The sequence below is a fragment of the Pirellulaceae bacterium genome, assembly GCA_029243025.1.
In the GTDB taxonomy this organism is placed as follows: Bacteria; Planctomycetota; Planctomycetia; order Pirellulales; family Pirellulaceae.
Window position 1 is genome coordinate 91,960 of record JAQWSU010000033.1, and the last position, 24,151, is coordinate 116,110.

Sequence of the window (24,151 nt, forward strand, 5' to 3'; positions counted from 1 at the left end):
TTGCGCATTATTATTTCTCGACGCGTGGCTCTCGTGATCCTGCGGGTGTGAGATTTCGCGTGGTTAGCCATGTGACTCATTACGGTAGGAAGCTAGTCGCGAAGACAGACTACTGACGATTTTCTGCTAGGCGCAAGGAGGCTCTGAAATTCGCCCATCCTTCAAAAACGCTTGCCTTAATTCCAATATGCCATTATCCCAAAGATAGGGCCTTCAATATTTATCACATCTGAAGGCTGATTGGCTCTTAACGGGATGAGTCAAAACCCGTTCCTCGGGTTGATTGCGGCGGCGAGATCACATCATCCGTCGTCGCGTGTGCGGGCAATACGTATGGTATCCGCAGATGCGCAGCAAGGCAGCACGCGCGGTTACTCGCGTCCATTGACTTGAAAGGCATTCCCGATGAGTACCCACTCTATCTACCACCACCTCGTGAAAGGAAGCGGCCGGACGTTCAATCTGTCCGTGGCCCAATTAATTCGCGGCGGAACATTATTCAGTTTCAGTATTCACGGCATCTTACCATCCTGCCGCTCTTGGCCCCCCGCCGTTCGTCGTCAGCTATGGCACAGTCAGTTGGTTTCAAACTAAAAAGGAGGAAGCCATGCCGGTAAAGGACCCCATGCGATGGGCACGAGCCGAAGCTGTCCGACAAGCCACATTACAGCGAATTCGTTTCTGTGTCATGCAAGACTATCAGGTTTACCCACTTATCATGCGCCCCCGCGACCAACAGGTATTGGGAGTCGCTTACCCGGATGAATACCGTTTCATCTATTGCAACGTCGAACGCAACGCACGAGGACCGACGGCGCCTTTGCGAACTCCGCTCGGATCGACAGTAGGGGCACGGAGCATGCCCGAATTAGCGTGACGGCTCCTTGGGCAGCTCGGGTGGAACCATCGATTTCGATTGCAGTTCACTCAGAACAATCGTTTTCGAAAACACCTGTTTGCCATCGATTGTCATGATTCGATAGGTAACACTGGGGTTTTCCAACGTCGTGTCAAAATCAACAAGGCCGAATGACTGCTTTTTATTAAACGAGAATTCGGCTTGCGGTAACTCTTTGTGGACATGTTGATTGGTTAATCTTGAACTATTGAATTCAAAAAGCGGATAGGTACCGGGGCGATCGATTTTCCAAAGATCGCTCCGATGCCGGTCCGCAGATATAAGTACCACGCCATTTACTTTTTTTTCGGTGAGTAAATCGAAAATAGAATTCCGTTCTTCCTGGAAACCGTTCCATGTGTCGAGGCTGTCGCCTTTCGCCTCAAAGACCCAAGGAACTGGCGAACAGAGCACAAGAAATTTGCCTTTCGTTTTTTTGATTCGATCAAACAACCAAGCACGCTGTACGGGGCCTAGCATGGTCGGGCGAGCGGGACGCTGCGGAGTTCGGTCGCGATAAAAACGACCGTCGAGCATGATAAAGTGGACATCCCCCAAGTAAAAATCGTAGAAACAGCCGGGTTGGCCATCTCCGCCCCCGAAGTAGGGATTCACCCAATTGTTGCGAAACACTTCATAAACCGATCGCTTCCAGTCAGGCGAATCAATCATCGGCCCTCCCGAACAATCATTGGTTCCGAAGTCATGATCATCCCAGATGGAATAGACTGGCGTCAGGCCAACTAATTTTCGAAATTCAGGGCGAGACTGGCGGCGATAGTAGCAATAATGTTGCATCGGTTGTGTGGTGGGATCGTCGCTATAGACATTGTCGCCCAACAACATTAATACGTCGGGCTTCTGGGCCAGAATTGTTTCCCATGCTCTTTCATTTTCCGGGACATACCCAGCTCCTCCACCGAAGCCAATGCGGAATTTGGCCGGTTGAAACTGCGGTGGGAATGTCCGGAAGGACTGTTCAAGATTAGATCCACAGCGACCATTGACGATTACCTGGTAGCTGTAATTGGTTTGCGGCTTCAACCCATTTAACGTGACCACGGCGGTGAAATCACTTTGGGCAGTCGTGTAATATAGTGGCGACTGCAGCAACGGTGATTCTTGCCCTTCAGGTTTTGCCACAACCTTGACGGTTGCTTGTCTTGCGGTGCGAACCCAAATTTGAACGCTCTGTCCAGTGATGTTTCCGAGCATCGGACCGTGCACAACTCGATCCTCAAACTGAGATAGCAGCTGCTGGTAGAGATCTTCCGATTCCAACACCTCCAAGCCCGTTAGACTTCCCCCGACAATCCTACCGGCGGGCAGGCCGGCGTCCAACGCGCGCCGAACGCTCTGAATGGCCTGCAGTTGGTTGTTTCGCCGAGCATGAGCCAGCGCGAGCATGTAATGAGATTCTTCGTCGTCGGGATAGGTCTCGACGAATTCCTCTAGCTGCTCAATCGCTTTTCCTACTTTACCATCGAGGATCTTTTTGAACGCCTCTTGATGAATTCGCTTGTATTGCCTCGGTCGTTGCGCCTCAGCTTCGCCCATCCAAGAGAGGAGGAAAAACGATAGTATTAGTAAACGTTTCATGACATATAACACTCACAAAGTGGATTCCAACAGCCGAGCGGCACACGCGTCTTTAACGCCAACATAATCCGAATTTCGTCGGATGGACAGCCTCCGATCCGAATGCATTGGCTGAATGTTTCATCAGTGATTCCTTGCCTTTCGTCACGATATGCCGTATCAAAGTAGCTCGTTTATCCTTCATGCCGACTTGTGCCACTATCAATTGGAGTAACCCGATGGCAACACGTGTGCCACTTTCACGTCGTCAGTTTGTCCAAGGAACGGCCGCGCTCGTTGCGGCTTGCCCCTTTGTTTGTGGAGCAGCGCCGGTCGCGCCAACGCCCCTGAGTGAGCGCATGTACAAAACCCTCAAGATCGGAATGGTCGGCGTCCCCGGCAGCTTAACCGAAAAATTTACTGCTGCTCGAAAAGCCGGTTTCGCTGGTGTGGAAATGAATTCTCCCGGCATGAAAGTGGACGACACCAAGACTGCAATTAAAAATTCAGGCCTGCCGGTTGACGGAACCGTCTGTTCAACTCACTGGTCCATTCGCCACACGAGCCCCGATGCCAAACAAAGAGCAACCGCGCTGACTCATCTCACGGATGCAATTCGGAATACCCATGCGGTTGGCGGCAACACGGTTCTGCTGGTCATCGGCCACGGTGATGATGGGCCGGAAGATGAAATCTGGCCTCGCTCGATTGAGAATATCGCGCAAGCTTTACCGGTCGCGTCCAAGTACGGTATTTACATTGCCATCGAGAACGTCTGGAACAAATTCCTTTATGAACATGGTGGAGCGAACAACCAAACGGCGGACAAGTTCGTTCAATATGTAGACGAATTTAACTCGCCCTGGGTGGGCATGCAATTTGACATCGGAAATCACTGGAAATATGGAAGCCCTGGCGATTGGATCCGAACGTTGGGACGTCGCATCGTAAAATTAGATGTGAAGGGATTTTCCCGCAAGAAGGACGGCTTCACCAAGATCGGTGAGGGTGATCTCCCATGGGGGGACGTTCGACAAGCGCTGATGGACATCGACTACACCGGCTGGGTGGCTGCCGAAGTGGGAGGCGGCGATGCAACAAGACTGAAAGAGGTTTCGGACAACATGGATCGTGTCTTCGGTCTCTAAAATATCATCCGCGGAATAAGCGAGCCCCGACTAACTTTACGGGGCTCGCCTTCTTTATTCGACGCGCAAGCGATCGCGCCGTAGATTGCTCCTATTCGGACGAGCGAATTGGCAAGTCACCACTCGACGCTTCTCTTGAACGGTCTGGGCGGCAACTTCACCAGAAGCAGGCTGCGAACAATCGTGCCGTTTGTCTTCGTTCATCCCGATTGTCGCCCCCGCGTGCCGCCTCTGTCCGTCTTTGATCAGACATTAACTTTTGCCGCGAAGTGCCCATCGTCGGAACCAATTGCGAGGTTCAAACAGCACGCAAATCAGGAAAAAGCCCCACCTCTCATTTTCCTGGCGGTGTTGGGACCCAAATGACGCGTAGAGAGCCGCCCCAATTCTGTCAGCGATGAGTTTCAAAGGGAGCTGTCGACCATGCAATTCATCATTATCGCCACGGTGATCATTCTCGTACTATTTGCGATCGGAGCCGTCGCCGAATTACGTCATGTTTCACGACGAGACCAGGAACGATAGCGATTCCTACCGGCTAGGACTGATTTCCTTCTTTCGAATCGACTTCGGTTTCTTCCTTCCGAGCTTCATCCGAAGGAACCTCAATTTCGCTCAAGAAGCGCTGTCGATAGCGCTCTTCATCCTCACCATCCTCCCCGATTTCCTCCATGTAGTGAAGTTCGAACGATTCAATCTGTTCGTTCAGCCCGTGTGATGAATTCCATTTCCGAATCAAATACCAGCTCAAAGGATCCCTCAGGTTGGTGCGACTCGAGAAAATAATGCCGCGGTAGTACTTTCGCCAGCGGTGATTTGGAAATTGCTTCGACACGTACTTGGGTTTGTTGTAACTCGTCCAGTCCGCGACTTCACCATCCCGAAAAAGATCAACCGTTCGTCCATCGGCAAGTCGAGCAACACCGATAAACCAACCATCGTGCGTCAGAGGTCGAGGAAATAGGTTCCAACGTTGACGTAAAACAACAACATCACCGACGCTGCTCAAGAAATTAGAATTGATTTGCTTCACCCAAGGCTCCCGTAACGTCACCAGGTTGGCCCAACAGACGAATACCAAGGCGCTACCAGCAATCACATTCACGCCCCGCTGCTTCCAGAGAGCCCGTTTCCTCCGAGCCGATGATTCCGCCGATAGACCTTCCAGCCTGGGCGGCCAGATTCGGTCCCAAAGATCCTTAGGAACGAACAACAGCCAAGCCATCCAACTCGTGAAGGAAAACAGTCCGACCGTCAATGTAAGTTCGATTCCAAGGTGGAAGGCAAAAAAGAACATCACGGCGAATAACCGAATCGGCTTCGTCCAAAACGGTGAAAAGATAAGAATCGGAAGAAGCAACTCGCCCCACAACGCGGCCCATCCCATCATTGCCAGCCATTGCGGATATCCCACCACGGAATAGGCGATTGGTTTCACATAGGAATCTGACTGCAGGATTTTTTCCAAAGTGTCAGCATTCAACCAGGTTCCTTGAATTTTGAAGTAGCCGGACATCCAATAAAGCAATCCAATTTGGATCAACATTCCTGCTGAGGCGAGTGACACTTCCACACGAGAATCAAGTCGCCCCTCTCGCCAACTGCGGACCGACAGATGTCGGTCAAGCGTGAGGAATATGGACCAAAACAACAATAATCGCAGCAGAACATCACCACCGTTGACGACATAAGGGTTGCGTGCGTGAAGTGAAACAAGCAATACCCAACTGATAATTGCCGCGATTCGACTGTGATAGCCAATAAGGAACGCCACGGCAACGACGGCAGCGAGGGCAAAAAGAACGAGCTGAAATGTAGCCGAGCCGCCAAAGCCATGGATCGACCATTGCCACGAATCGCCCATTCTCTTCCGGAGCATTTCGAGCGGCAGTACACCTTGATCCGTGTAATGGGCTTCCAGATCCCGCAGTCGCATCCCCAAATCGATGAGCAGCAGGCTGCCGATCCCGATTCGAAACGAGGCCAAGGCCCGCGTGTCGATGCCGAACACTCGCGACATGGCATTTTGCAGATTCATGGTGAAATATAGCTCGCCGCCGTTAGATCGTGCGAATTCATTAAAAAGGGAGGCTTTATTCCTCGATCACCTGCCCTTGTTCCAAGTAGACATTTCGCATCAGCCCATCCACTTTCACCAAGGTTCCTTGAAAATTCAGTCTCTGGTCGATCTGAACTCTCAGCGTTTCAGCCGCTTCCACGTCGAAATGGACTACCGCAAGGACGTTGTGAGTTCCGAAATAAGGTGACGGTCGTTCGTCGATTTTGAATGTGGCTTTCAATCCCCCCGTTTCTTTGAAAATAAAGGAGGAATAATTACGATCAACCTTTTGCAGTTCACCGGCCCAGCTGACCTGTTGGCCCTGATATTTTTTATCGAATACCTGGCCAATTTCGTGACTACTCTTTTGAGCGGCAAACAGATCGTCACAAAAAGATTTCATCTCCAGATCGACCGGGCCTTCCTTAGCAGCTCGCGTATCCTGCGGTTCCTCCAGTCCGACCGAGTCATCAATTTCCCGTTCACCACTCTCTGACTTCCCTAATTCCTCAACCGTATCGTTTGCTGCTTCATCAGCACCGGAAAAATCCTGTAACATCACCAGCATTTCCTTCTCTTCGACGAGTGCTTCGAGAAAATCACCAGGTGTTTCGTTTGCACTCTCTCGCTCGGCCGCCTCTCCATCCACGAGCGTGGCAGTAATCACTTCCATGGCTTCTTCAGGTTGACCTTCGTCTTGGAGTCGCATCGCCCGATCGAGTTGCGTATCGCATTTCCGTTCACCGGAAAGGTGCCATGCGAGCCGAGTCACGCTGCGAATGGTTCGTACGATTTTGTCTTTATCATCAGGCACTCCGGCAACCACGCAGTAGACTCCCTGATCATCTATTTCCGGAAGACCATAACGTTGAAAAAAACGATGTATCCTTAGTCGCCTTGCCGGTGTTAAAAACGCTCGCACACGGATCGGGTCGGCCCCCTTTACCATCACTGCTGAATCAAATTCTCCATCACCTGATTCGATATCTTGAGCGCCGAAAAACTTCGTCACCGTTCCAAATACGCCTTCCGGTTTCAAACGCAGCCCTAACCCCAATGCGGCGGGATAAAGAACGTCAAAGCGGGTGTTCGTCTCTGGACTATCAGACGATCCCGTGGTGAACGTTTGGACGACTACTTCAAAGCTGAGAATCTTTCCTCGAATGGATCGGTTTCCAGATAAATGTCCCGGCTCGAAAGAGAGACCTAACTCACGACTCGCAGATTCCCAGACCGAATCATGACGTTTCAACACGCCACCATACACGACCCATAACACGACCAATCCACTAAATAGCAGTAGAGCAAACACCAAGTCCATATCGGTAGCCTCCTTTCACTGCGAACCTCGAAAACGTCAAAGTGCTACAGGTGGAGCCACATTCGCCCAATGGCCAGCTGAATCTTTCCCTCGCACCAGGACGCCTTTTTGGTTCCATTCCATCGACGCACGAACGTCTGCAGCGCAATATCGCAAGGTAAGACCACATCGCCTCCGCGACGAATCATTGGCTTTGGACCCATGCAAGAGAAGGTCACTATGCATTGATATTTGGCCGGCCTTCAATTCGTCGTCGACCACCGGGCCATACTGCTCGGGATTGGCAATGGTTTGCGTCAGCACGTTGTTATCATCCGCCTTACTTGGCCGGTAGGTCAGGTGCCCGAAATGATGAGATCCTGCGATAAACTGCATGCAAGCGTTTTCTCGATCGGTATCGTCTATGGCGAGCCAGACGGTTACCGCCTTTGAGGGCGTCAAGGGCCAGTAGCTTGCATCCTGATGCCATGCGACGGTCTTACCATCATGCGGCATTTTGCAAAAAAAATGGGATCCCCAAGCCACCACATTCTCCCCTAGAAGATCAGCGACGAGAGCCACAATTCGCATGTCCGTCAATAAATCATAGACACGTGAATGCTTTAGATGAGCCGAGCTAATCGAATAACTATCACCACCCTGCGCCAACGTGCTCCGCAACAGCTCATCAAAATAGCTGCGGATTTCGATCATGTCCTCCGCACCAAAAAGATCAATCGGCTTGAGAAACCCTTGTCGGTTAAATTGATCCACTTGATCTTGCTCCAACACCACAGGTTTCGTTGTGGCGGGGTAAAAACGCAGATCCCGATCTAAATCATTAAGATCCTGCTGAGTCGGTACTACTTTGAATTCTTTTGCCATACCACAACATCCAGATTCTCAATTCGAGCGATAAGGTCCACGTAAAATGGGGCCGATTCCCCGCAGATCAGCCACTGTCCTAAAATTCGCTACCGAAAACGAGGATTTTCCGGCGACGATTTCACAGCCATTGCCGGTTCTACCCTTCAGCCGACTGTCGGTGATCGTCCCAAATTGTATAGAATCCGGGCCCTGGTGAAGTTGCATTTCATCCCTCATACTTGACGGTCCTCGATCCGCCCTGCTGGCCATCATAACCGTCACAGTCAACCATCGCAAAATTTGCAAACGCATCGTAGGGCGTTGATAGGAAGCTACAATATCAGCGAAGAACACGCGTGGGCGTGCAAAAACGATCCAACTTACGGTAACGAGACAGAGGTTCCGTAAAGCTCTGAACATTTGGAGATTCGTGCAATGAGGTTTTGGCTCCTTGGTCTGTTTCTGTTTTTCGCAACGACTCTCGACACAAACGCTGCGGAAACATGGGCCCAACGACTTGGCTATGAGGCCGGCGATCGAGTTGTAATTCTGTATGTCGATCACATGGGTGCGTCGTACGAGACTAACATCGCTGGTATTAATGCCTTGTCCGCTGGACAAGCAACTTCGACTAGCGTGAAGGTGCCCTGCCCTTGGTTCGAACAATTCGCCGTGTGGAGTCGCTCGCATCACGACAAGGATGTGGGCGTTTCACTCACTCTCAATAGTCCCAGTAAGGTTTACCGCTGGCGTCCCTTAACGGGTGACTACCAGTCATCGACCCTGATCGATGCTCACGGCTATTTCTGGGCTACGCCGCATCAAGCTGCTATTCGAGTTGATCGAGATCAGGTTGAGGCTGAACTGGTGATGCAAATTGAACGAGCCCGAAAATCCGGCATCCATCCGTCTCATATAATCCCAGCGATGGGCACCATGTTTATGCGACCCGACCTTTTGGACTTGTACTTGAATCTGGCTGAGAAGTACTGGATCCCAGCGGTTGTCGTCGAACTCACTCCCGATCACGTGGAACGTTTTGCCGGTCGAGGGTTCCCGATCACGGAAGACATGCAAATGTTGCTACAACGATATCCGCTCCCGAAATTAGATGACATCAAGTTTTTGGAAGATACCACCACCTACCCGCAGAGGTTGGCGGAGTTGGCCGAGGCGATTGGCGAACTCAAACCGGGGCTGACGCAAATCATGTTTGCACCGGCGATTGAAAGCGATTCGCTGAAAGCTATCACCCCACGATGGCAACAACTTGTCTGGGATTCAAAGCTCTTGGCCGACCCCCTGACGAAGGCACTGCTAAAACAAGAAGGTGTTCGATTAACCAATTGGCGAGAGGTGATGCAACGTTTCGAAAAAGGCGTGAATCCCAATTCAACACGTGGTCGCTAAAATCAGACAGCGGTCGATTCCAACGATAAAAATACGGTTTTGATATAAACAGGTGAGATTATGTGCAAGATGCGAACACTCTTTCTCTTTTTCCTTGCGTTGTTGATCCCAACATCCGCGATTGGTCAAACGACTTCCAATTCCAAAGCCGCCGACGTTTCTGCAGAACGAGCCGAAGCGCTCGCATGGCTCAAGAATTATGTCGGAGACGAGTTGTTGCTCAAACCGGAAGACGTGCAGAAATTGATCGCCCAAATCAAGACGATGTCGGATCAGGATTTCGAAAAATGGTATGGCCAGACCAAGAACCTACGGAAAATGATCGACAGTCCCGAATGGCAAGCAACTCGCACTTGGCTCAAGGATTTCCTAAATGTCCAAGCGATTTACAGCCCGGCGGAAATCAACGAATTCCGCAGCGACGTCGCTAAGATGACACCGAACCAACTGATGGAAGTGATGCGGCGCCTGGAACGAAAACACCAGTCGTTGATTGCCATGCGGCAAGCTTCGCAACAAAATCGCAAAGCCGCAATGAACATTCGAAATGAATTGTCATCCGCACAACGATCGGCTCAAATCCCCGCAGGCGGGGGGCGATATGGCGCGCGAAACGTACAAAGTTATTTCGGACCATCCAGTTCAGGCCCCGTCCGAAGTTCCTATGCTCAACGGAAAAATTCCTACCGTCAAAATCTCTATGTACCGGGCGGTCTTGGCTGGTATCGCTGGTAGTTGCCCCGAGGCTAAGGGAACGGGGGCTTCGACCCCCGTTTTGCTTTCCTGAGTTTCTTGAGCTTTCCTCGGCAATGAAACACGGTAAAATTGAGAATCTGCAGACCACGCGTTTCTTTAATAAGCTCCCTACAAATTGGCTCTCGGATGAACACGGAAACTGCGAGTCGCACTCCCCCCTCGAAAACGGAAGTGATCACCGTAATCTCCGTGGTGATCCTCCTGCTCGCACTCTTAGTCCCCGCAATCGCAATATCCCGTGAAAACGCTCGAGCATTCTTTTGTCAGGAAAATCTTCGCCGACTCGACGAAGCTTTGGTGACCTATCACTCCTTTCAGGGTAAGAATCCGAACATTTATAGTTGGCCCTTAGACCTGCTCCCCATGCTTGAGAAATCGCAACCCAAGTATTCGGCGTCCGGCATGCCGATGCAAGAACCTCGACCGACCTTCCTGACCTGTCCAGCAAATCCGGCTTCCAAGGTCGAGACGCCATTCGATCAAATTGGACTCTATGTAGCCATTCAATCGCTCGACAAAAATGGCGCAGAAACCTGGATTTTTCGTGATCGGAGCATCGAACCGGTCGAGACTCCGATGGACCATTGGTGCGTCGGCATTGTCCTGGATGAGGCCGAGGCTGCCGCACAACTCCAACGGCCGGGCCCCCATCAAAATCACAGCTACCAACAATCAAACGGGGATGGTGGCTATACGGTGGTGCCCCCCGATTCATAACGGGTTCGTTGGCAACAACCTGAATCGGCCAAGGCCGATATCAAGTAACCGACAAGCCGATTGGCAGTCATTCCCTTCGACGCACGTGCCAGCTTTCATTCCGAGCCCATTCATTCCTTCTCGTTCCGAACGCAATAGAGCACTTTACCTGTTCGAACCACCAAGCTACCAGCGACGGCGGCAACGCCATACTGCGTTTGACCCCCAAAATTCCCACGACGTTGTTCCTGACCAGATTGCTCGGATTCTTTTTCCCAGAGTCGATTTGTGGCGAGCTTCTTGAATTTTGGTCCGGCCTCGATCACTGTGGTTTCACCATTACGACCAAAAAAGTAAATTCGATCACCGACCGCGAGAGGGGTGGCCCAATTTGATTCGGCTAACCGTTCGGAATACTGCTTCTCTCCGGACTTCCCGTCAAAGCAGAAGACAACGCCCGCTCGATTAACCCAATAGCCATAACCCTTGTAGAAAATCGGAGAGCTAAAAGACGAAAGCGCTTTTTCTGCGAGCCAGACTTTCGAAACCACTGGGCCGCCGTCCTCTCCTGTGGTCACTCGCATCAAACAATTGGACGTTGAAGCGATTTCTGTCGACTCACCTCTTGAACCGGCTGACGCACCCACTAGAAATTGTCCATCGCCAGCAGATCGGGGGGTCGGCGTCGTATTCCCACCAATTTCGTCCGTACTCCAAAGAAGCTCACCAGTCTTGGGATCATAGCCATCCACGCTGCCGGCAGAACTGACAACGATCTGTGCTTTCCCGTTGATTGGCAATAGTGCAGGCGAACTCCAAGAAATCCGACTTGTGCGTTCCTGCTTCCAAGCGTTCTCTCCCGTCTTCTTGTCAATGGCAAGCAAATACGATGGCCCGTCGTGGTCCACTAACACAAAAACATTATTTTCGTCCTGTGCCAAGGATGACCCGATACAAAAGCGATTCTTCAAGGGACCATATTCTTTGGTCAACGAACGCTCCCATTGGAGGTTGCCTTCATGATCCAAACAAACCAAGTCGCCGCTCTCGAAGAAGCAGATGAGACGTGCTGAATCGACGACTGGCGTCGGTGCAGCACGACTCACATAGAAGCTTGATTTCACGAGTTCAGAACTCTCAACGGAATGTTTCCAAATCTGTTTTCCATCTCGCAGATTGAACGCAAACACGTGAAACTGGTTCTTCATTTCACCGGTCACGGATGTCACAAAAATACGCCCATTTTTAATCACCGGACTCGACTGCCCATAACCTTCCAAATCAGCCGCCCAAGCAATATGCCGGTCCGGGGACCATTCAACGGGCAAACTGGCCGGATCAATTCCGCCCCCACCATCCCCCAAAAACGCCGGCCAACTCAAACCATCGTGACCCGCGATGATCGCTAACAATACTAGGCATATTTTCATCTTCGTGCCTCTTTTCTAATCTGTGGCAACAAGTTGGATCTGGATCAGTTGCCGGTTGGATTTACCGGCGTTTCCGTTCGAGCCGAATAGTATAACCTTCTCGGGCAGCGTGTCATCTGTCCGCGGAAAAACGCGTCGCGTCGGTCGACGATTCCGGCAGAAAACGCTATAGTTAAAGCAGATTCCAGTACCATATCGTCTTTCTTTTGGCGATAATCAAATGAAGACTCGTCTCAGGCCGATCAGACCTGCTTTGTTCGATCCTCGAACGGTATTTTTTCAAACTGAGCTCCAACCCGAAACGGCTATTTGATGCGAAAACACCAAACGTTTTTTTGCTTCTTTTTCTTGCTTGCCCTGGTCCAGTTCTTCGTGAGCACCACGCTGGCAGGCGATTGGCCGATGTGGCGTTACGACGCGGGCCGCACCGCATCTTCGCCCTCAGCACTCCCCTCGGATCTCTGGCAACAATGGACGCGTCAATTTCCGCCGCGTGACCAAGTCTGGGACGATCCACTCAACCATGACTTAATGACCTACGACCGCATCTTTGAACCCGTCGTAAAAGACGGGCGGATGTTTTTGTCTTTCAACGAATCCGACAAGGTAGTCGCGATTGATCTTCAGGATGGACGTCGGCTATGGACTTTTTATACGGATGGACCAGTACGGTTTCCGGCGTGTGTGGCCAACGACAGCGTGTTTTTTGTCAGTGACGATGGCTATCTGTATTCGGTATCTGCAACCAGCGGCAGCTTAAACTGGAAATTCCGCGGTGGTCCCTCTAATCAAAAGGTAATTGGCAACGAACGGATCGTTTCAGCATGGCCCGCGCGGGGCGCTCCTGTCGTCAAAGACGGGACGGTCTATTTCGCAGCGAGTATTTGGCCTTTCATGGGCACATTTATTTACGCATTAGATGCTGAGACGGGACAAGTCCAATGGACGAACGACAGCACCTCAGCGAGTTACATCAAGCAGCCCCATAGTGCGCCATCATTCGCTGGCGTCGCTCCTCAGGGCTCACTCGTGATTGCGGGGGACAATCTCATTGTCCCCGGGGGGCGCAGCGTACCGGCCGTCTTCGATCGAACAACAGGAAAGCTGCGATATTTCCACTTAAATGAAGGTGGCAAAGGTACAGGCGGATCACTGGTTATCGCCCGTGATCAAGAATTCTTTGTTCATACTCGCGAGCGAGGGGTGCGTGCCTTCAATTTAGAAACCGGTACCAAAACTGCCTTCATGACGAACGAGCCAGTCCTCTCCGAACAGCTAATTTTCGCAGCCGAAGTAACCGAACCTAAGAGCGGTCATGGAAAACCCATTATCAAGGCGTACAATGCTGACAAAGAGGTTGTCTGGACGGTCGAAGATGTCGACGGCACGGGTGACCTTATTCAAGCCGGACCAACCCTCTACGCTGCCGGCAACAACACGATCACTGCGATTCATGCAGGAAAAGATTCGGGCACGGTTGTTTGGCGAAAAACGGTGGCTGGTGAGACGGTGGCTGGTGACATTGTGCGGTTGATCGCGGCAAATGACAAATTAGTCGCCGTAACTCTAGACGGTCGCCTCCACGTATTTGGATCCGAACCCGTTCTACCCGTGAAGATTATTCCCGCACCCAAACGGGAATTGAGCATTTCTGAGCGACATTTAGAATTCGCAAACGACCTGAATGAACTGGCCAACATCCGTGATGGCTACGTCATCTGGTACGGGCTCACGGATGAAGCACGCGTCCGTACATTTGCAAGCGTTACGGATGCGCAGCTCGTCATCGTCTCGGAAGATGAAGGACGTTTAGGTCGTTTACGAGAGGAATTTGATGCGGCCGGTTTATTGGGTAAACGAGTCGCACTGCACCATGGGACCGCACACACCTTCCAGGCTCCACCCTACGTGGCAAAGACTATCGTGATCGACAGCTCGTCGCCAGTTCTCACCCAAAGCATGCTAAAGAAAGCGTTTCAAAGCGTTCGTCCTTACGGAGGCAATCTTGTCTGCTTACGGAATGTCGATCGGGCGAACTACCGTGATTCACTGGTCGATGCAAATCTTGAAAATGCTCAAGTGAGTGATTCCGATCGATGGGATATCGCCAACCGCAAGGGCGCCCTCACCGGTGCCGGCGACTGGACTCATCAATATGGTGATATCAACAACTCAGTTAAATCCGATGATAGCCGAGTCAAGCTTCCGTTGGGTGTCCTCTGGTTTGGTGGCAGTTCCAACATGGACGTGCTGCCCCGACACGGGCACGGCCCGCCGGAACAAGTGATCGGAGGTCGACTCTACATTCAAGGCATGAATTCCCTGAATTGTCGGGATGTCTACACGGGCCAAGTACTCTGGAAACGCGATTTCGAAGACCTGGGCACTTACGACATTTACTTCGACGAAACCTTTAAGGACACGCCCCTCGATTCGGCCTACAACCAAGTTCACATTCCGGGAGCTAATGGGCGGGGAACTAACTACGTCGCGACAGAAGATGCGGTTTATTTGGTGGAGGATAACCGCTGCCACGTCATCAATATCGAAACTGGCAAAACCGACCGGTTCATCGAATTACCTGAAAATGCTGACTGGGGTTTCATTGGTGTATCCGGCGATATCTTACTCGGTGGCGAGGGCTTCGCGAATTACAAAAAAAAGCACAAGATCTCATTCAAAGAAGATGACGATGAGCTTTCCGTTAATTCCAAAGGCTTCGGTTCCAAGAGCTTCGATGTGTCCGCCAGCCGCGCTCTGGTTGCCTTCAATCGTCACACCGGAAAACAATTGTGGCAAGTCGATGCCCAACACAGTTTTCTTCACAATGGAATCGTTGCGGGTGACGGTCGGGTGTACTGCCTCGATAAACTCCCCCAACAAGTCGAGGACAAGCTGAAACGTCGCGGCCAAGTGTCACCCGCAAGCTATCGGATCATCGCGGTAGATCTCAACACGGGCGAGCCTCATTGGGAACAAACGGGGGATATTTTCGGCAGTTGGTTAGGATATTCCAAGTTACACCACGTCCTGTTATTAGCTGGCGCGTCGGCCAGTGACCGGCTGAAATCAGAAGTTGGCGATGGCATGACCGTCTACGACGGCGAGACGGGCGATATTCGCTGGCAAGATCTGGACCGAGCCTATTCGGGACCGTGCATTTTGCACAACGACACCATCCTTACAAACAGCAACTCCTATCAACTTTCGGCGGGAGCCTTCGATCTTCTCGACGGCACGGCACGCACCATTGTCAATCCAATCACCAAAGAAGAGCAGCCCTGGCAAGTCTGCCGTGCTTACGGTTGCAACAACATCATTGCCAGTGAAAACATGCTGACCTTTCGTTCCGGTGCGGCAGGTTATTACGACCTCAATACGATGAGTGGGACGGGGAACCTGGGAGGATTCAAGTCCGGATGCACCTCAAACCTTATCGTGGCCAATGGCGTGTTGAACGCGCCCGATTACACTCGAACTTGCAGTTGTTCTTATCAAAACCAAACCTCACTCGGGCTCGTTCATATGCCCGATATCGACATGTGGACAGTTAATCACACGGCCCACTTGAGTAAGCCGGGCCAGAAAATTCTCCACCTGGGAGTCAACCTAGGAGCCCCTGGAGATCGCGTCGATGACGAGGGCACTCTTTGGATCGACTACCCCTTAGTCGGCGGCCAATCACCCGATGTGCAAATTACGGCCGACGGTAAACCCAGCTACTACCACAATCACACCTCAACATTTAGTGGCCCCGGCTACCCTTGGATTGGCGCGTCAGGCGTATTGAACGCGAAGTCCCTGACGATTCCGATGTCGATTTACAAAGAGACCTTTCAAGATGGTCGCCCTTTCTATATCACCAAAGCGAATAACGACGGAGAAGAAGCAGAGGGTGGTGAGGTCGGCCTCAGTAGCAGTGACCTGGAAATGACCACCGAATCCGGTCAGCAGATCGTGGCGCTTCGATTTGAGGATGTGATTATTCCCCAAGGGGCAGTGATCACCGAATCACACCTGCAGTTTGTGTGTGACGAAATCAGCGATGCCCCCACTTCACTGAGCATCGGCATTGTCGATGCGGACGACGCTCCGAGCTTCGAAGGTGAAAACTCGATCTCATCGCTAAAGATCTTGCCAGCAGGCGTAGAATGGGAACCGAAGCCATGGACGGAAGTGGACCGCGCCGGACCGGATGAAAGAACGCCTGACATCACAAAACTCATTCAATCCATCGTGAGTCGTGAAGGCTGGAAATCCGGCAATGCAATCGGATTTGTGATTCGCGGCAAGGGGAAACGTGTTGCCAAATCCTTTAAGTCAGATCCCAAAGTGGCGACAAAGCTTTTCGTTCGCACCGACCAAGACAAGCCGGAAAATAAAGTCGCCACGAAGCCCCAGCCGCACCTGGTACGACTATTCTTCGCAGAACCTGAGGAACTCAAACCTGGACAACGCGTCTTTGACATCGTTCTCCAGGGCAAGATCGTCGCCGAGAACTTTGATATCGTCCGTGAGGCAGGTGCGCCTCGTGCCACAATCGTGCGTGAATTCAACGGGGTGATGGTGGGCGACAGTCTAGAAATCAATTTACCCCCACGAGTCGGACAGTCGGTGCTAAGCGGTATTGAAATCGTGAAGGAATGATGCCCTGCTGTCGACGAAGCACCGCCTGAATGTCTTCTGTGAAATTCAACTCTTTTCGCCGCCAACCATTGCTTGCGGCAAAGACGCTTGCCGGCAAAAGAAAAACGGTTTGCATCGCGGCAGTAATCGGTTATCTTCCGCATGCTAGGAGTCGGTGTAATCCTCACCATTCATGCTCGCGACAACCGATCGCAACCAGGATTCAAGAGCCGCATTCATTCCTTGCACCACGCTTGGTTTCACTGCAGCGAGATCGATTGTTTCACCCGGGTCCGTGGCAAGGTTGTATAACTCCCACCTGACCTTTCCCTGTTTATCAGTAATTCGGTGTAGTTTCCAATCCGAATCGATCCACGCGGCGTGGCCTGGGAACAGCTTGCTTGAATAGGGCTCATCAGCCAATTTCTCTGGGTTCAGGCTCTCTGCTGTGGCCGGCAAGTCCCTGGCACCGGTGGTTTGGGCTGTTAAGAGCGCCGCCATCCGCTCCGCCGACGGAGTTCGGATTCCTCCGACGGGATAATCCCAAAATCCCATCGCGTCGGCACGCTGTTCATCGGCGCCCTCCACAAACGTAGTGAGATTAATCCCATCCAACTTACGCTCGTTGGGTCGTGGTAGATCCACTAAGCCGAGCAAGGTTGGAAAAATATCGCTCGAATTAGATCGCGTCTTCACGACCCGTGGTTTCGTTATTCGTGAAGGCCATTCAAGGAAAGCAGGTACCAACAAACCTCCCTCATACACTTGGCCCTTATGCCCCTTAAAAGGGCCCGCTGATCCTACCTTCGGCAACGCACCATTGTCGCTGCAATACCAGAGAATCGTGTCATCTCGGAGATTGAGGTCATCCAAAGCAAGTCGCAATTTCCCAAAAGCGCGGTCCATCCCACTGATTTCACCATAAAAATGCTGCAACCTTTTTTCTTCATCGAGGTAGGGTGCACGATTCTCTGAACTGGACTGATGCGGGCCATGCGGTGAGCCAAACCAAACCACCGCGAAAAACGGCAAGTCATTGGTCGATATCTGCCGGATCCATTCAATCGCGGCATCCACCGTCACCCTTGAGCTCTCACCCGGATACTTCACTGCCTTCCCTTGCCAACTAAGAATCGGATCGTTGTCGAAGAAATTCGGTGCGCTGATCCAAAAATCGAATCCCTGCTCTCCTGGGTGAACCAAACTTTGTCGACGTACAGAACCCAGGTGCCATTTGCCAAAATGGGCCGTCGCGTAGCCATGTCCTTTCAACACTTCCGCCAGGGTAATTTCCTTCGGTCGCAACGGGTGTCCCCACTTGAAGACGCCTGACCGATTCGGATGCCGACCGGTAAGCACGCTCGCTCGCGTCGGTGAGCAGACGGGAGCCGCCGCATAGAATCGCTCGAAGCGTACGCCTGCTGCAGCAGCTCGATCGAAATTTGGTGTCAGCAAGGCCGGATGGCCTGAATAGCCCATATCACCCCAGCCTTGATCATCCGCCATGACCAGAACAATGTTCGGTTTCGTTTTCGCGTTCTCGGCAATGGCCGAATTACGACTCACCCCGAAACACAGCAACAGGACACAAATGGCCAGCGCACAACTCTTACCATTCATCGCACACTCCGTCCAAATCCTTTGATGGTTTACTTGTCGATCGACCTGACTGCACTGCTATTCTATTCCGGTCTTCCCGGGGGAACCACTCACAAAGTGATGAAGGTCAGTAATCCTTGCATCGCTCGCCGGAATCCCTTCATGACTTTGCCAATCCCATTGATCGATGTTTCACAAATATTTCGAATTGCCGGAGTTGTATTTAATGAGGCCAGTTCCTCTGTTGACGGGTAGCCGAACAAGGTATGGTGGGAGGTCAACAAATTGCCATCTAAGACACTTGCAAGCACGACCGGCATGAATTCTCCCTCGATTAAGCAACGTTTAGCAACAGCGAAACCAACCTGGTTTTCGACTTACTGCATCATCGCTGCCTTCGGCACCTATTTTTGCATGTATGCGTTTCGCAAACCCTTTACCGCCGGAACTTTTGAAGGACTCTTTCTGTTTGGCGTTGGATATAAAACGGTACTCATCACCTCTCAGGTGTTCGGGTATACGTTATCGAAATTCATTGGAATCAAATATGTTTCCGAGTTGGGACCATCCAAACGAGCACTCGGTATCGTGTTGTTAATCGGCATTGCGGAAGTGGCTCTACTTTTGTTCGCCGTTGTACCAACGCCGTACAACTTCATCATGTTGTTCATCAACGGGCTACCATTGGGAATGGTTTTTGGTTTGGTCCTCCGTTTTCTGGAGGGACGACGATTAACAGAAGCTTTGTCAGCCGGACTTTGCGCCAGCTTTATCGTTTCTTCCGGAGTTGTAAAGTCGGTGGGTCGCGTCCTCATCCAGGACTATGGGGTGTCTGAATTTTGGATGCCATTCTTAACCGGAATGATTTTTGTCATTCCGTTATTGACCTTTGTTTGGATGCTGAACCAAATCCCACCTCCTTCCGAGGAAGATGTCCGACTTCGAACCGAACGCGTCCCGATGAATCATCGAATGCGCAGGAACTTTTTTCGTCGGCATGCAATTGGTCTAATTGGATTATTAATCGTCTTCATCTTGTTGACGGTGATGCGCAGCATTCGCGACGACTTTGCGGTAGAAATTTGGGAGGGGCTTGGCGAGGGCGACGAGCCGTCGATCTACGCGAAATCAGAGACATGGGTCATGATAGGTGTTGTCGTTTTAAACGGCGTAGCAATCCAGATCAAATCTAACCGCAAAGCATTTATGACCGCGCTGGGCCTGATCGTTGCCGGGTTTGTGCTCATCATCGGCGCATTGGGTTTTCAACAAAGTGGGACACTCGAGGCTTTTCCATTCATGGTACTGATCGGCTTCGGCGCCTACGTGCCCTATGTGGCGTTTCACACGACTGTCTGGGAACGACTTGTTGCGGCCTTTCGGGAAAAAGCGACGATTGGTTATTTAATGTATCTCGCCGATGCAACAGGCTATCTTGGATATGTTGCCATTATGTTGTTTCGCGAATGGTTCAGCCCTGAAATCGACTTCCTGGCGTTCTTCATCAACGTTTCTTATGGAATTGCCATTCTGTGCCTGCTGGTGACTTTCTTGCTGGTGATCTATTACTCAAAGACACTACCCGGGTCCGAATCGCTTGAAGCGGGCCTCGATTCAACCCCAACTGTGTGATCGAAAGAACAACAACTTGCAATCGGTACCCCACCCGTCGGTGCCGGAATCGGGGACACCGCGAAATGGCGCAGCTCGACGCAACGAAAGGATGATAAACTGCATCATCTGCTTGAGGCAAACGGTGACGCTTCTAAACGCTCAATGAGGTCAGATAGATTGTCTCATAAAACGGAACACGCTTCGGCCCCGGCTGATCAACCTATGCCCGCAACGGCAGCTGTGTTTTACGGACCGGACGAATCATTGGAAATTCGTGGCTTTCCGATGCCAATCGCGCAGGAAGGCGAGGTTGTCATCGAAATCAGTTGCTGCACTCTTTGCGGAAGCGATTTGCACACCATCACCGGCCGACGGCACTGTACGGGTCAGGCCATCTTGGGTCATGAGGCAATCGGGCGAGTGTGCCAATTGCCACCCAACGGTCCGGTGCTGGCTAGTGACGAGCGCGCTTTACAATTGGGAGACCGGGTTACCTGGGGCATTGTCGCCTCCTGTCATCAATGCCGAATGTGCAAGCGAGGACTCACCCAAAAGTGTGAAAAACTCATCAAATTCGGACACGAAGCAGTAGACGGATCGGGCCGAATCTCTGGCGGATTAGCGACTCACTGCCTGTTACCTCGCGGTTCGACCATTGTCCGTTTGCCTGATTCGTTACCTGACCAAGTGGCCTGTCCGGCGAATTGCGCGGCGGCAACCGTACTTGCGGCGATTCGAGTGATCGGACCCTGTGAAGGGAAACGGGTACTGGTGATGGGTGGCGGAATGCTTGGACTGATGGCCGCCGCTGCAGCACGCTACCATCGCGCTAAAACGGTGGTAGTTTGTGATCCTCAACCCAATCGCCGGGAATGGGCGTTGCGGTTTGGCGCCGACGCTACGATGGACAGGGTCATCCCTCAGCACCAGGAAGGTTTTGACATTGCCATCGATATGACGGGCGTACCCGATGCCATCGAACCGGCATTCGACGCTTTGGCAATTGGTGGCCATTTATTGCTAATAGGAAGCGTCTTCCCGTCCCGCGATCTGGCGATTCCTGCCGAACAAATCGTGCGCAGAATGATCCGGATCGAAGGGCTGCACAACTATACCGGCTCTGACCTCGTCAACGCCGTAGATTTTCTGGCGGCAACCTGGAAACAGTTTCCATTTCTGGAACTTGTCGACACCGAATATTCATTGAAAGAGGTGAACCAGGCGATTCAGGCTGCGATTGCCGGCAGGCATATTCGAACCGCCATTCGCCCTCAAATCTGATTAAACGCCCAGCACCCCATTGAAACAGATGATAGCTCGCGAAATCCGGCATTCATGATGAAACGATATCTCCAGATGGAATCGTAACCGCCGAAAGTGATTCGCGGCAAAACTTTTCCTCCGAATGGGTGTGCAATGATGAGCGAATCGTTGGTCACTTCCTCCTCAGAGGCAACTCCGATGCGTGGATTTACGATACTCGTTCTACTGCGATTAAGCTTTCAACTGGGAAGCCTTTACGCCCAATCTAGCCGACCACGCCGGAAGAGAGCCCGATTCTCCGCAGCCGTCGACCCGCTCCCTGCCCTGCTCGATCAGGACGGGAACGGGGTCCTGTCGGACGACGAGCTGGGACGAGCCGTTGAGCGGCTAAAAACACTCGACCGCAACCAGAATGGGAAACTGGACCGAAATGAATTAGGGCAAAACGATTTCCGGGTAAAACTTGCAAGGGGCTCATTTTCGACGGGGGCAAATCGCATTTGAAAATCAGGGCTAACGGTTGGATCGCCCCGACCTGATACAGAGGTTTATGACGAAGAGGGCCAGCCACTCTCGTTTGCCAGCCTGAAGGGCCACTATTCGGCAATCGTTTTCGGCTGCTTGACCTGACCGCCCTTTTTACGCAAGGCATCCAGTCTGGAAGCCATCCGGCGTGACTAGGCGCCCCAAGGTGTACGTTTCATTTCATCTACAAGAATCTTGCCCATCCGGAAACCAATGGCTATTTGAATCCGAACACGCTTCACGAACGGTTGCTACATGTCCAAGAGGCTAAAAAACGAATTCCCAGCGGCTTTGATTGGCTTGCGGACAACATGCAAAACGCCCTCAAACATGCAATGACGGGCGGAGCCAATAATCCTGAATACCTCTTTGACCCCGCCGGAAACGTGGTTTGCATGCGTGACTGGAGCAATCCGGAGCAATTGCGTAAGGATCTGGTCACCCTGGTCGGGGAAATCGAAAACCCCACGCCTGCCCGCGATGTCCCGCTGCGTTTTCTGCCGCCGAAATCTACCCTTCCCAAGGGTATCGTGCCAAAATTGAAGCACATAAAACAACTAGACGCTGTTACCGTTCACCCTGAGGATGATGGCGGCCAACCCTACTATGTGAAATTACGCGCCGAAGCCGATTCCGATTTACTGGACCGCAATCAGGGCAAACTCTATTTGGGTTTCCATCTCGACCCAATTTACGAAGTGCACTGGAACAATTTAGTATCGCCAATTGAATTCGCAATGGAACTACCGATAGGCGTCTCAATCACTCCATCGCGAGGCAAAGGCCCCAAGTTAAATAACGCCACTGACGCTGACCCGCGTGAGTTTCTGCTCGATGTCTCGACATCGAACACGCCTTTCTTCGTTACTATCAAATACTTTGCTTGCAATGACAAAGAGGGTTCGTGCAAACCTATCATTCAAACATTCTGAGTCGACCTTAGACGAAACAAAGACGCAGGTGCTGTATTCGGACGCGGCTTTCGTTTCGGCAGAACACAATAATTCCTTTTCCCAGGACTTCTCCCATATTTCATTACCTCCCGATTCTATGCCTTTTTCTTTCCATCCTTATTTTCTCAGAAACACAGCAGTCTCGGGGTGACGACTGGTTGCGTTTTCGCGGGCCAGATGGCAGGAGCATCAGCGAATCAACCACAAATGGGATGAGAAACAGAATCTCGCCTGGAGTTGCTCGCTACCGGGGCCCCGATCCTCGAGCCCAATTGTCGTTGGCAATCGCGTCTTTGTCAGCTGTTACTCTGGATACGGAGGCCAGGAGTCCGTCAATGACATCGCAGGCTAATGCGACATCTCCGTCTGTATCAATCGGACATCGGGCGCAATCGAGTGGTCAGCTTCTGTTCCAGCAGCACAACCCGAGGACCCCTATCGCGGCTACCTCCGCGAACACGGCTACGCAAGCAACACTCCGGTGAGCGACGGAAAGAATATATACGCATTCTTCTCGAAGTCAGGGATTTTCTGTTACACGCTGAGCGGCGAACAGCTTTGGCATACGCTGATTGGAGACGAATCGAGTAATCGTCAATGGGGTTCTGCTGCGAGCCCAATCCTGCTCGGTGACCAGTTGATCGTCAACGCATCGGACGAAGCTCGCTCCGTAATCTCACTCGACAAAAAAACGGGAAATCAACTTTGGAAAGCAGAGGCTGATTTAACCGAACTGAGCTATGGAACACCCGGAATCGTCCACGGAACAGATCGTAGGGAAGTCGTCCTGGCCATTCCCGGTGAAGTCTGGGGGTTGAACGCGGAAACAGGAAAACTCGCTTGGTACGCAAAAACCAACTAACGGGCAATATTTCTCCCAGTCCGATTATCGATGCCGACATGGTGTACATCTTCGGCGGATTTCGCTCTTCCGGAAGTCACGCGATACATGCTGGTGGCAAAGGGGATGTGACAGACACCCGAGTCGCATGGACCTCCCTGAGCAGCTCTTATGTCGCCACTCCTTTACTACACGACAGCCACCTCTATTGGATCGATGACCGAGGTCAAGCATGGTGCACCCATGCCGAGGACGGTAGCCTTGTTTACAGGGAGCGTGTGAAAGATTTGCAAAGCGGTGGCAGACCGGTCTATGCTTCTCCAATTCTGATTGGAGACCGGATTTTTGTGGTGACACGCAGAGATGGCACTCTCGTATTGCCCGCCAGCCCCGAATTCAAAGTCTTGCATCAGAATCGAATTAATTCTGATCCATTTGATTTCAATGGAACTCCAGCTGTTACTGGAGACGCGTCATTCCTTCGTTCCGATCGAGCGATCTATTGCATCAAAACCGCCAGCTAGATGGCGATCAGACCAGATCGTTGATCGTGCTCCAGACGGAACTACTGAACAACAAATCAAAGCG

At 51.7% G+C, this 24,151-nt stretch carries 18 protein-coding genes; 11 read left to right on the forward strand and 7 right to left on the reverse strand.

Annotated elements, in window-relative coordinates; genetic code table 11:
• Positions 1 to 607: 607 nt before the first annotated feature.
• The gene (locus P8N76_15675) at positions 608 to 877 is read left to right on the forward strand and encodes a hypothetical protein (GenBank protein MDG2383107.1); all 270 of its coding nucleotides are present in this window, start codon (positions 608 to 610) and stop codon (positions 875 to 877) included.
• Here the strand turns inward: P8N76_15675 and P8N76_15680 are convergent.
• Positions 869 to 2,497 (reverse strand): alkaline phosphatase D family protein, encoded by a 1,629-nt coding sequence (locus P8N76_15680; GenBank protein MDG2383108.1) that lies wholly within the window; start codon positions 2,495 to 2,497, stop codon positions 869 to 871. The two genes, P8N76_15675 and P8N76_15680, sit on opposite strands and share 9 nt — an antisense overlap.
• A 218-nt stretch (positions 2,498 to 2,715) precedes the next feature.
• On the opposite strand from P8N76_15680, the gene P8N76_15685 reads away from it, so the two are divergent.
• Positions 2,716 to 3,624: a sugar phosphate isomerase/epimerase gene (locus tag P8N76_15685; GenBank protein ID MDG2383109.1), complete on the forward strand. Its 909-nt coding sequence runs from the start codon at positions 2,716 to 2,718 to the stop codon at positions 3,622 to 3,624.
• Positions 3,625 to 4,162: 538 nt separating this feature from the next.
• On the opposite strand, the gene P8N76_15690 is transcribed toward P8N76_15685, so the two are convergent.
• The 3 genes from P8N76_15690 to P8N76_15700 are packed head-to-tail and all read right to left on the reverse strand — an operon-like array spanning position 4,163 to position 7,868.
• Positions 4,163 to 5,662 carry an HTTM domain-containing protein gene (locus P8N76_15690; GenBank protein ID MDG2383110.1) on the reverse strand — a complete coding sequence of 500 codons (1,500 nt, stop codon included), beginning with the start codon at positions 5,660 to 5,662 and terminating at the stop codon, positions 4,163 to 4,165.
• A gap of 55 nt (positions 5,663 to 5,717) precedes the next feature.
• The gene (locus P8N76_15695; GenBank protein ID MDG2383111.1) at positions 5,718 to 7,004 is read right to left on the reverse strand and encodes a hypothetical protein; all 1,287 of its coding nucleotides are present in this window, start codon (positions 7,002 to 7,004) and stop codon (positions 5,718 to 5,720) included.
• 36 nt (positions 7,005 to 7,040) lie between these two features.
• Entirely contained in the window at positions 7,041 to 7,868 is an 828-nt protein-coding gene (locus P8N76_15700) for a phytanoyl-CoA dioxygenase family protein (GenBank protein MDG2383112.1), read from the reverse strand.
• A gap of 417 nt (positions 7,869 to 8,285) precedes the next feature.
• Between P8N76_15700 and P8N76_15705 the strand changes: the two genes are divergently transcribed.
• The 3 genes from P8N76_15705 to P8N76_15715 all read left to right on the forward strand — a co-directional run bounded on the left by P8N76_15705 (position 8,286) and on the right by P8N76_15715 (position 10,733).
• Positions 8,286 to 9,260, forward strand: coding sequence for a polysaccharide deacetylase family protein (locus P8N76_15705; GenBank protein ID MDG2383113.1), 975 nt, complete (start codon positions 8,286 to 8,288; stop codon positions 9,258 to 9,260).
• A 69-nt stretch (positions 9,261 to 9,329) separates the two neighbouring features.
• Positions 9,330 to 9,995 carry a hypothetical protein gene (locus tag P8N76_15710; protein ID MDG2383114.1) on the forward strand — a complete coding sequence of 222 codons (666 nt, stop codon included), beginning with the start codon at positions 9,330 to 9,332 and terminating at the stop codon, positions 9,993 to 9,995.
• Between the two features lie 147 nt (positions 9,996 to 10,142).
• Positions 10,143 to 10,733 (forward strand): hypothetical protein, encoded by a 591-nt coding sequence (locus tag P8N76_15715; GenBank protein ID MDG2383115.1) that lies wholly within the window; start codon positions 10,143 to 10,145, stop codon positions 10,731 to 10,733.
• Positions 10,734 to 10,843: 110 nt separating this feature from the next.
• On the opposite strand, the gene P8N76_15720 is transcribed toward P8N76_15715, so the two are convergent.
• Positions 10,844 to 12,142: a PQQ-binding-like beta-propeller repeat protein gene (locus P8N76_15720; GenBank protein MDG2383116.1), complete on the reverse strand. Its 1,299-nt coding sequence runs from the start codon at positions 12,140 to 12,142 to the stop codon at positions 10,844 to 10,846.
• Positions 12,143 to 12,454: 312 nt separating this feature from the next.
• Here P8N76_15720 and P8N76_15725 point away from each other — a divergent pair, with 312 nt between their 5' ends.
• A complete protein-coding gene (locus tag P8N76_15725) occupies positions 12,455 to 16,789 on the forward strand; it encodes a PQQ-binding-like beta-propeller repeat protein (protein MDG2383117.1) in 4,335 nt (1,444 codons plus the stop codon).
• A gap of 144 nt (positions 16,790 to 16,933) precedes the next feature.
• Here P8N76_15725 and P8N76_15730 read toward each other — a convergent pair whose 3' ends face one another.
• Together P8N76_15730 and P8N76_15735 are read right to left on the reverse strand one after the other, a co-directional pair.
• Positions 16,934 to 18,388 (reverse strand): sulfatase-like hydrolase/transferase, encoded by a 1,455-nt coding sequence (locus P8N76_15730; protein MDG2383118.1) that lies wholly within the window; start codon positions 18,386 to 18,388, stop codon positions 16,934 to 16,936.
• Between the two features lie 89 nt (positions 18,389 to 18,477).
• A complete protein-coding gene (locus P8N76_15735) occupies positions 18,478 to 18,687 on the reverse strand; it encodes a hypothetical protein (protein ID MDG2383119.1) in 210 nt (69 codons plus the stop codon).
• Between P8N76_15735 and P8N76_15740 the strand changes: the two genes are divergently transcribed.
• The 5 genes from P8N76_15740 to P8N76_15760 all read left to right on the forward strand — a co-directional run bounded on the left by P8N76_15740 (position 18,686) and on the right by P8N76_15760 (position 24,087).
• Complete coding sequence (locus tag P8N76_15740) at positions 18,686 to 19,999, forward strand: DUF5690 family protein (protein ID MDG2383120.1); 1,314 nt, start codon at positions 18,686 to 18,688, stop codon at positions 19,997 to 19,999. The two genes, P8N76_15735 and P8N76_15740, sit on opposite strands and share 2 nt — an antisense overlap.
• A gap of 159 nt (positions 20,000 to 20,158) precedes the next feature.
• Positions 20,159 to 21,262, forward strand: coding sequence for an alcohol dehydrogenase catalytic domain-containing protein (locus tag P8N76_15745; protein ID MDG2383121.1), 1,104 nt, complete (start codon positions 20,159 to 20,161; stop codon positions 21,260 to 21,262).
• A gap of 728 nt (positions 21,263 to 21,990) precedes the next feature.
• Positions 21,991 to 22,701, forward strand: coding sequence for a hypothetical protein (locus tag P8N76_15750; protein ID MDG2383122.1), 711 nt, complete (start codon positions 21,991 to 21,993; stop codon positions 22,699 to 22,701).
• A gap of 412 nt (positions 22,702 to 23,113) precedes the next feature.
• The gene (locus P8N76_15755; GenBank protein ID MDG2383123.1) at positions 23,114 to 23,584 is read left to right on the forward strand and encodes a PQQ-binding-like beta-propeller repeat protein; all 471 of its coding nucleotides are present in this window, start codon (positions 23,114 to 23,116) and stop codon (positions 23,582 to 23,584) included.
• Positions 23,563 to 24,087: a PQQ-binding-like beta-propeller repeat protein gene (locus P8N76_15760; GenBank protein MDG2383124.1), complete on the forward strand. Its 525-nt coding sequence runs from the start codon at positions 23,563 to 23,565 to the stop codon at positions 24,085 to 24,087. The genes P8N76_15755 and P8N76_15760 overlap by 22 nt, the downstream gene beginning before the upstream one ends.
• Positions 24,088 to 24,151 lie beyond the last annotated feature (64 nt).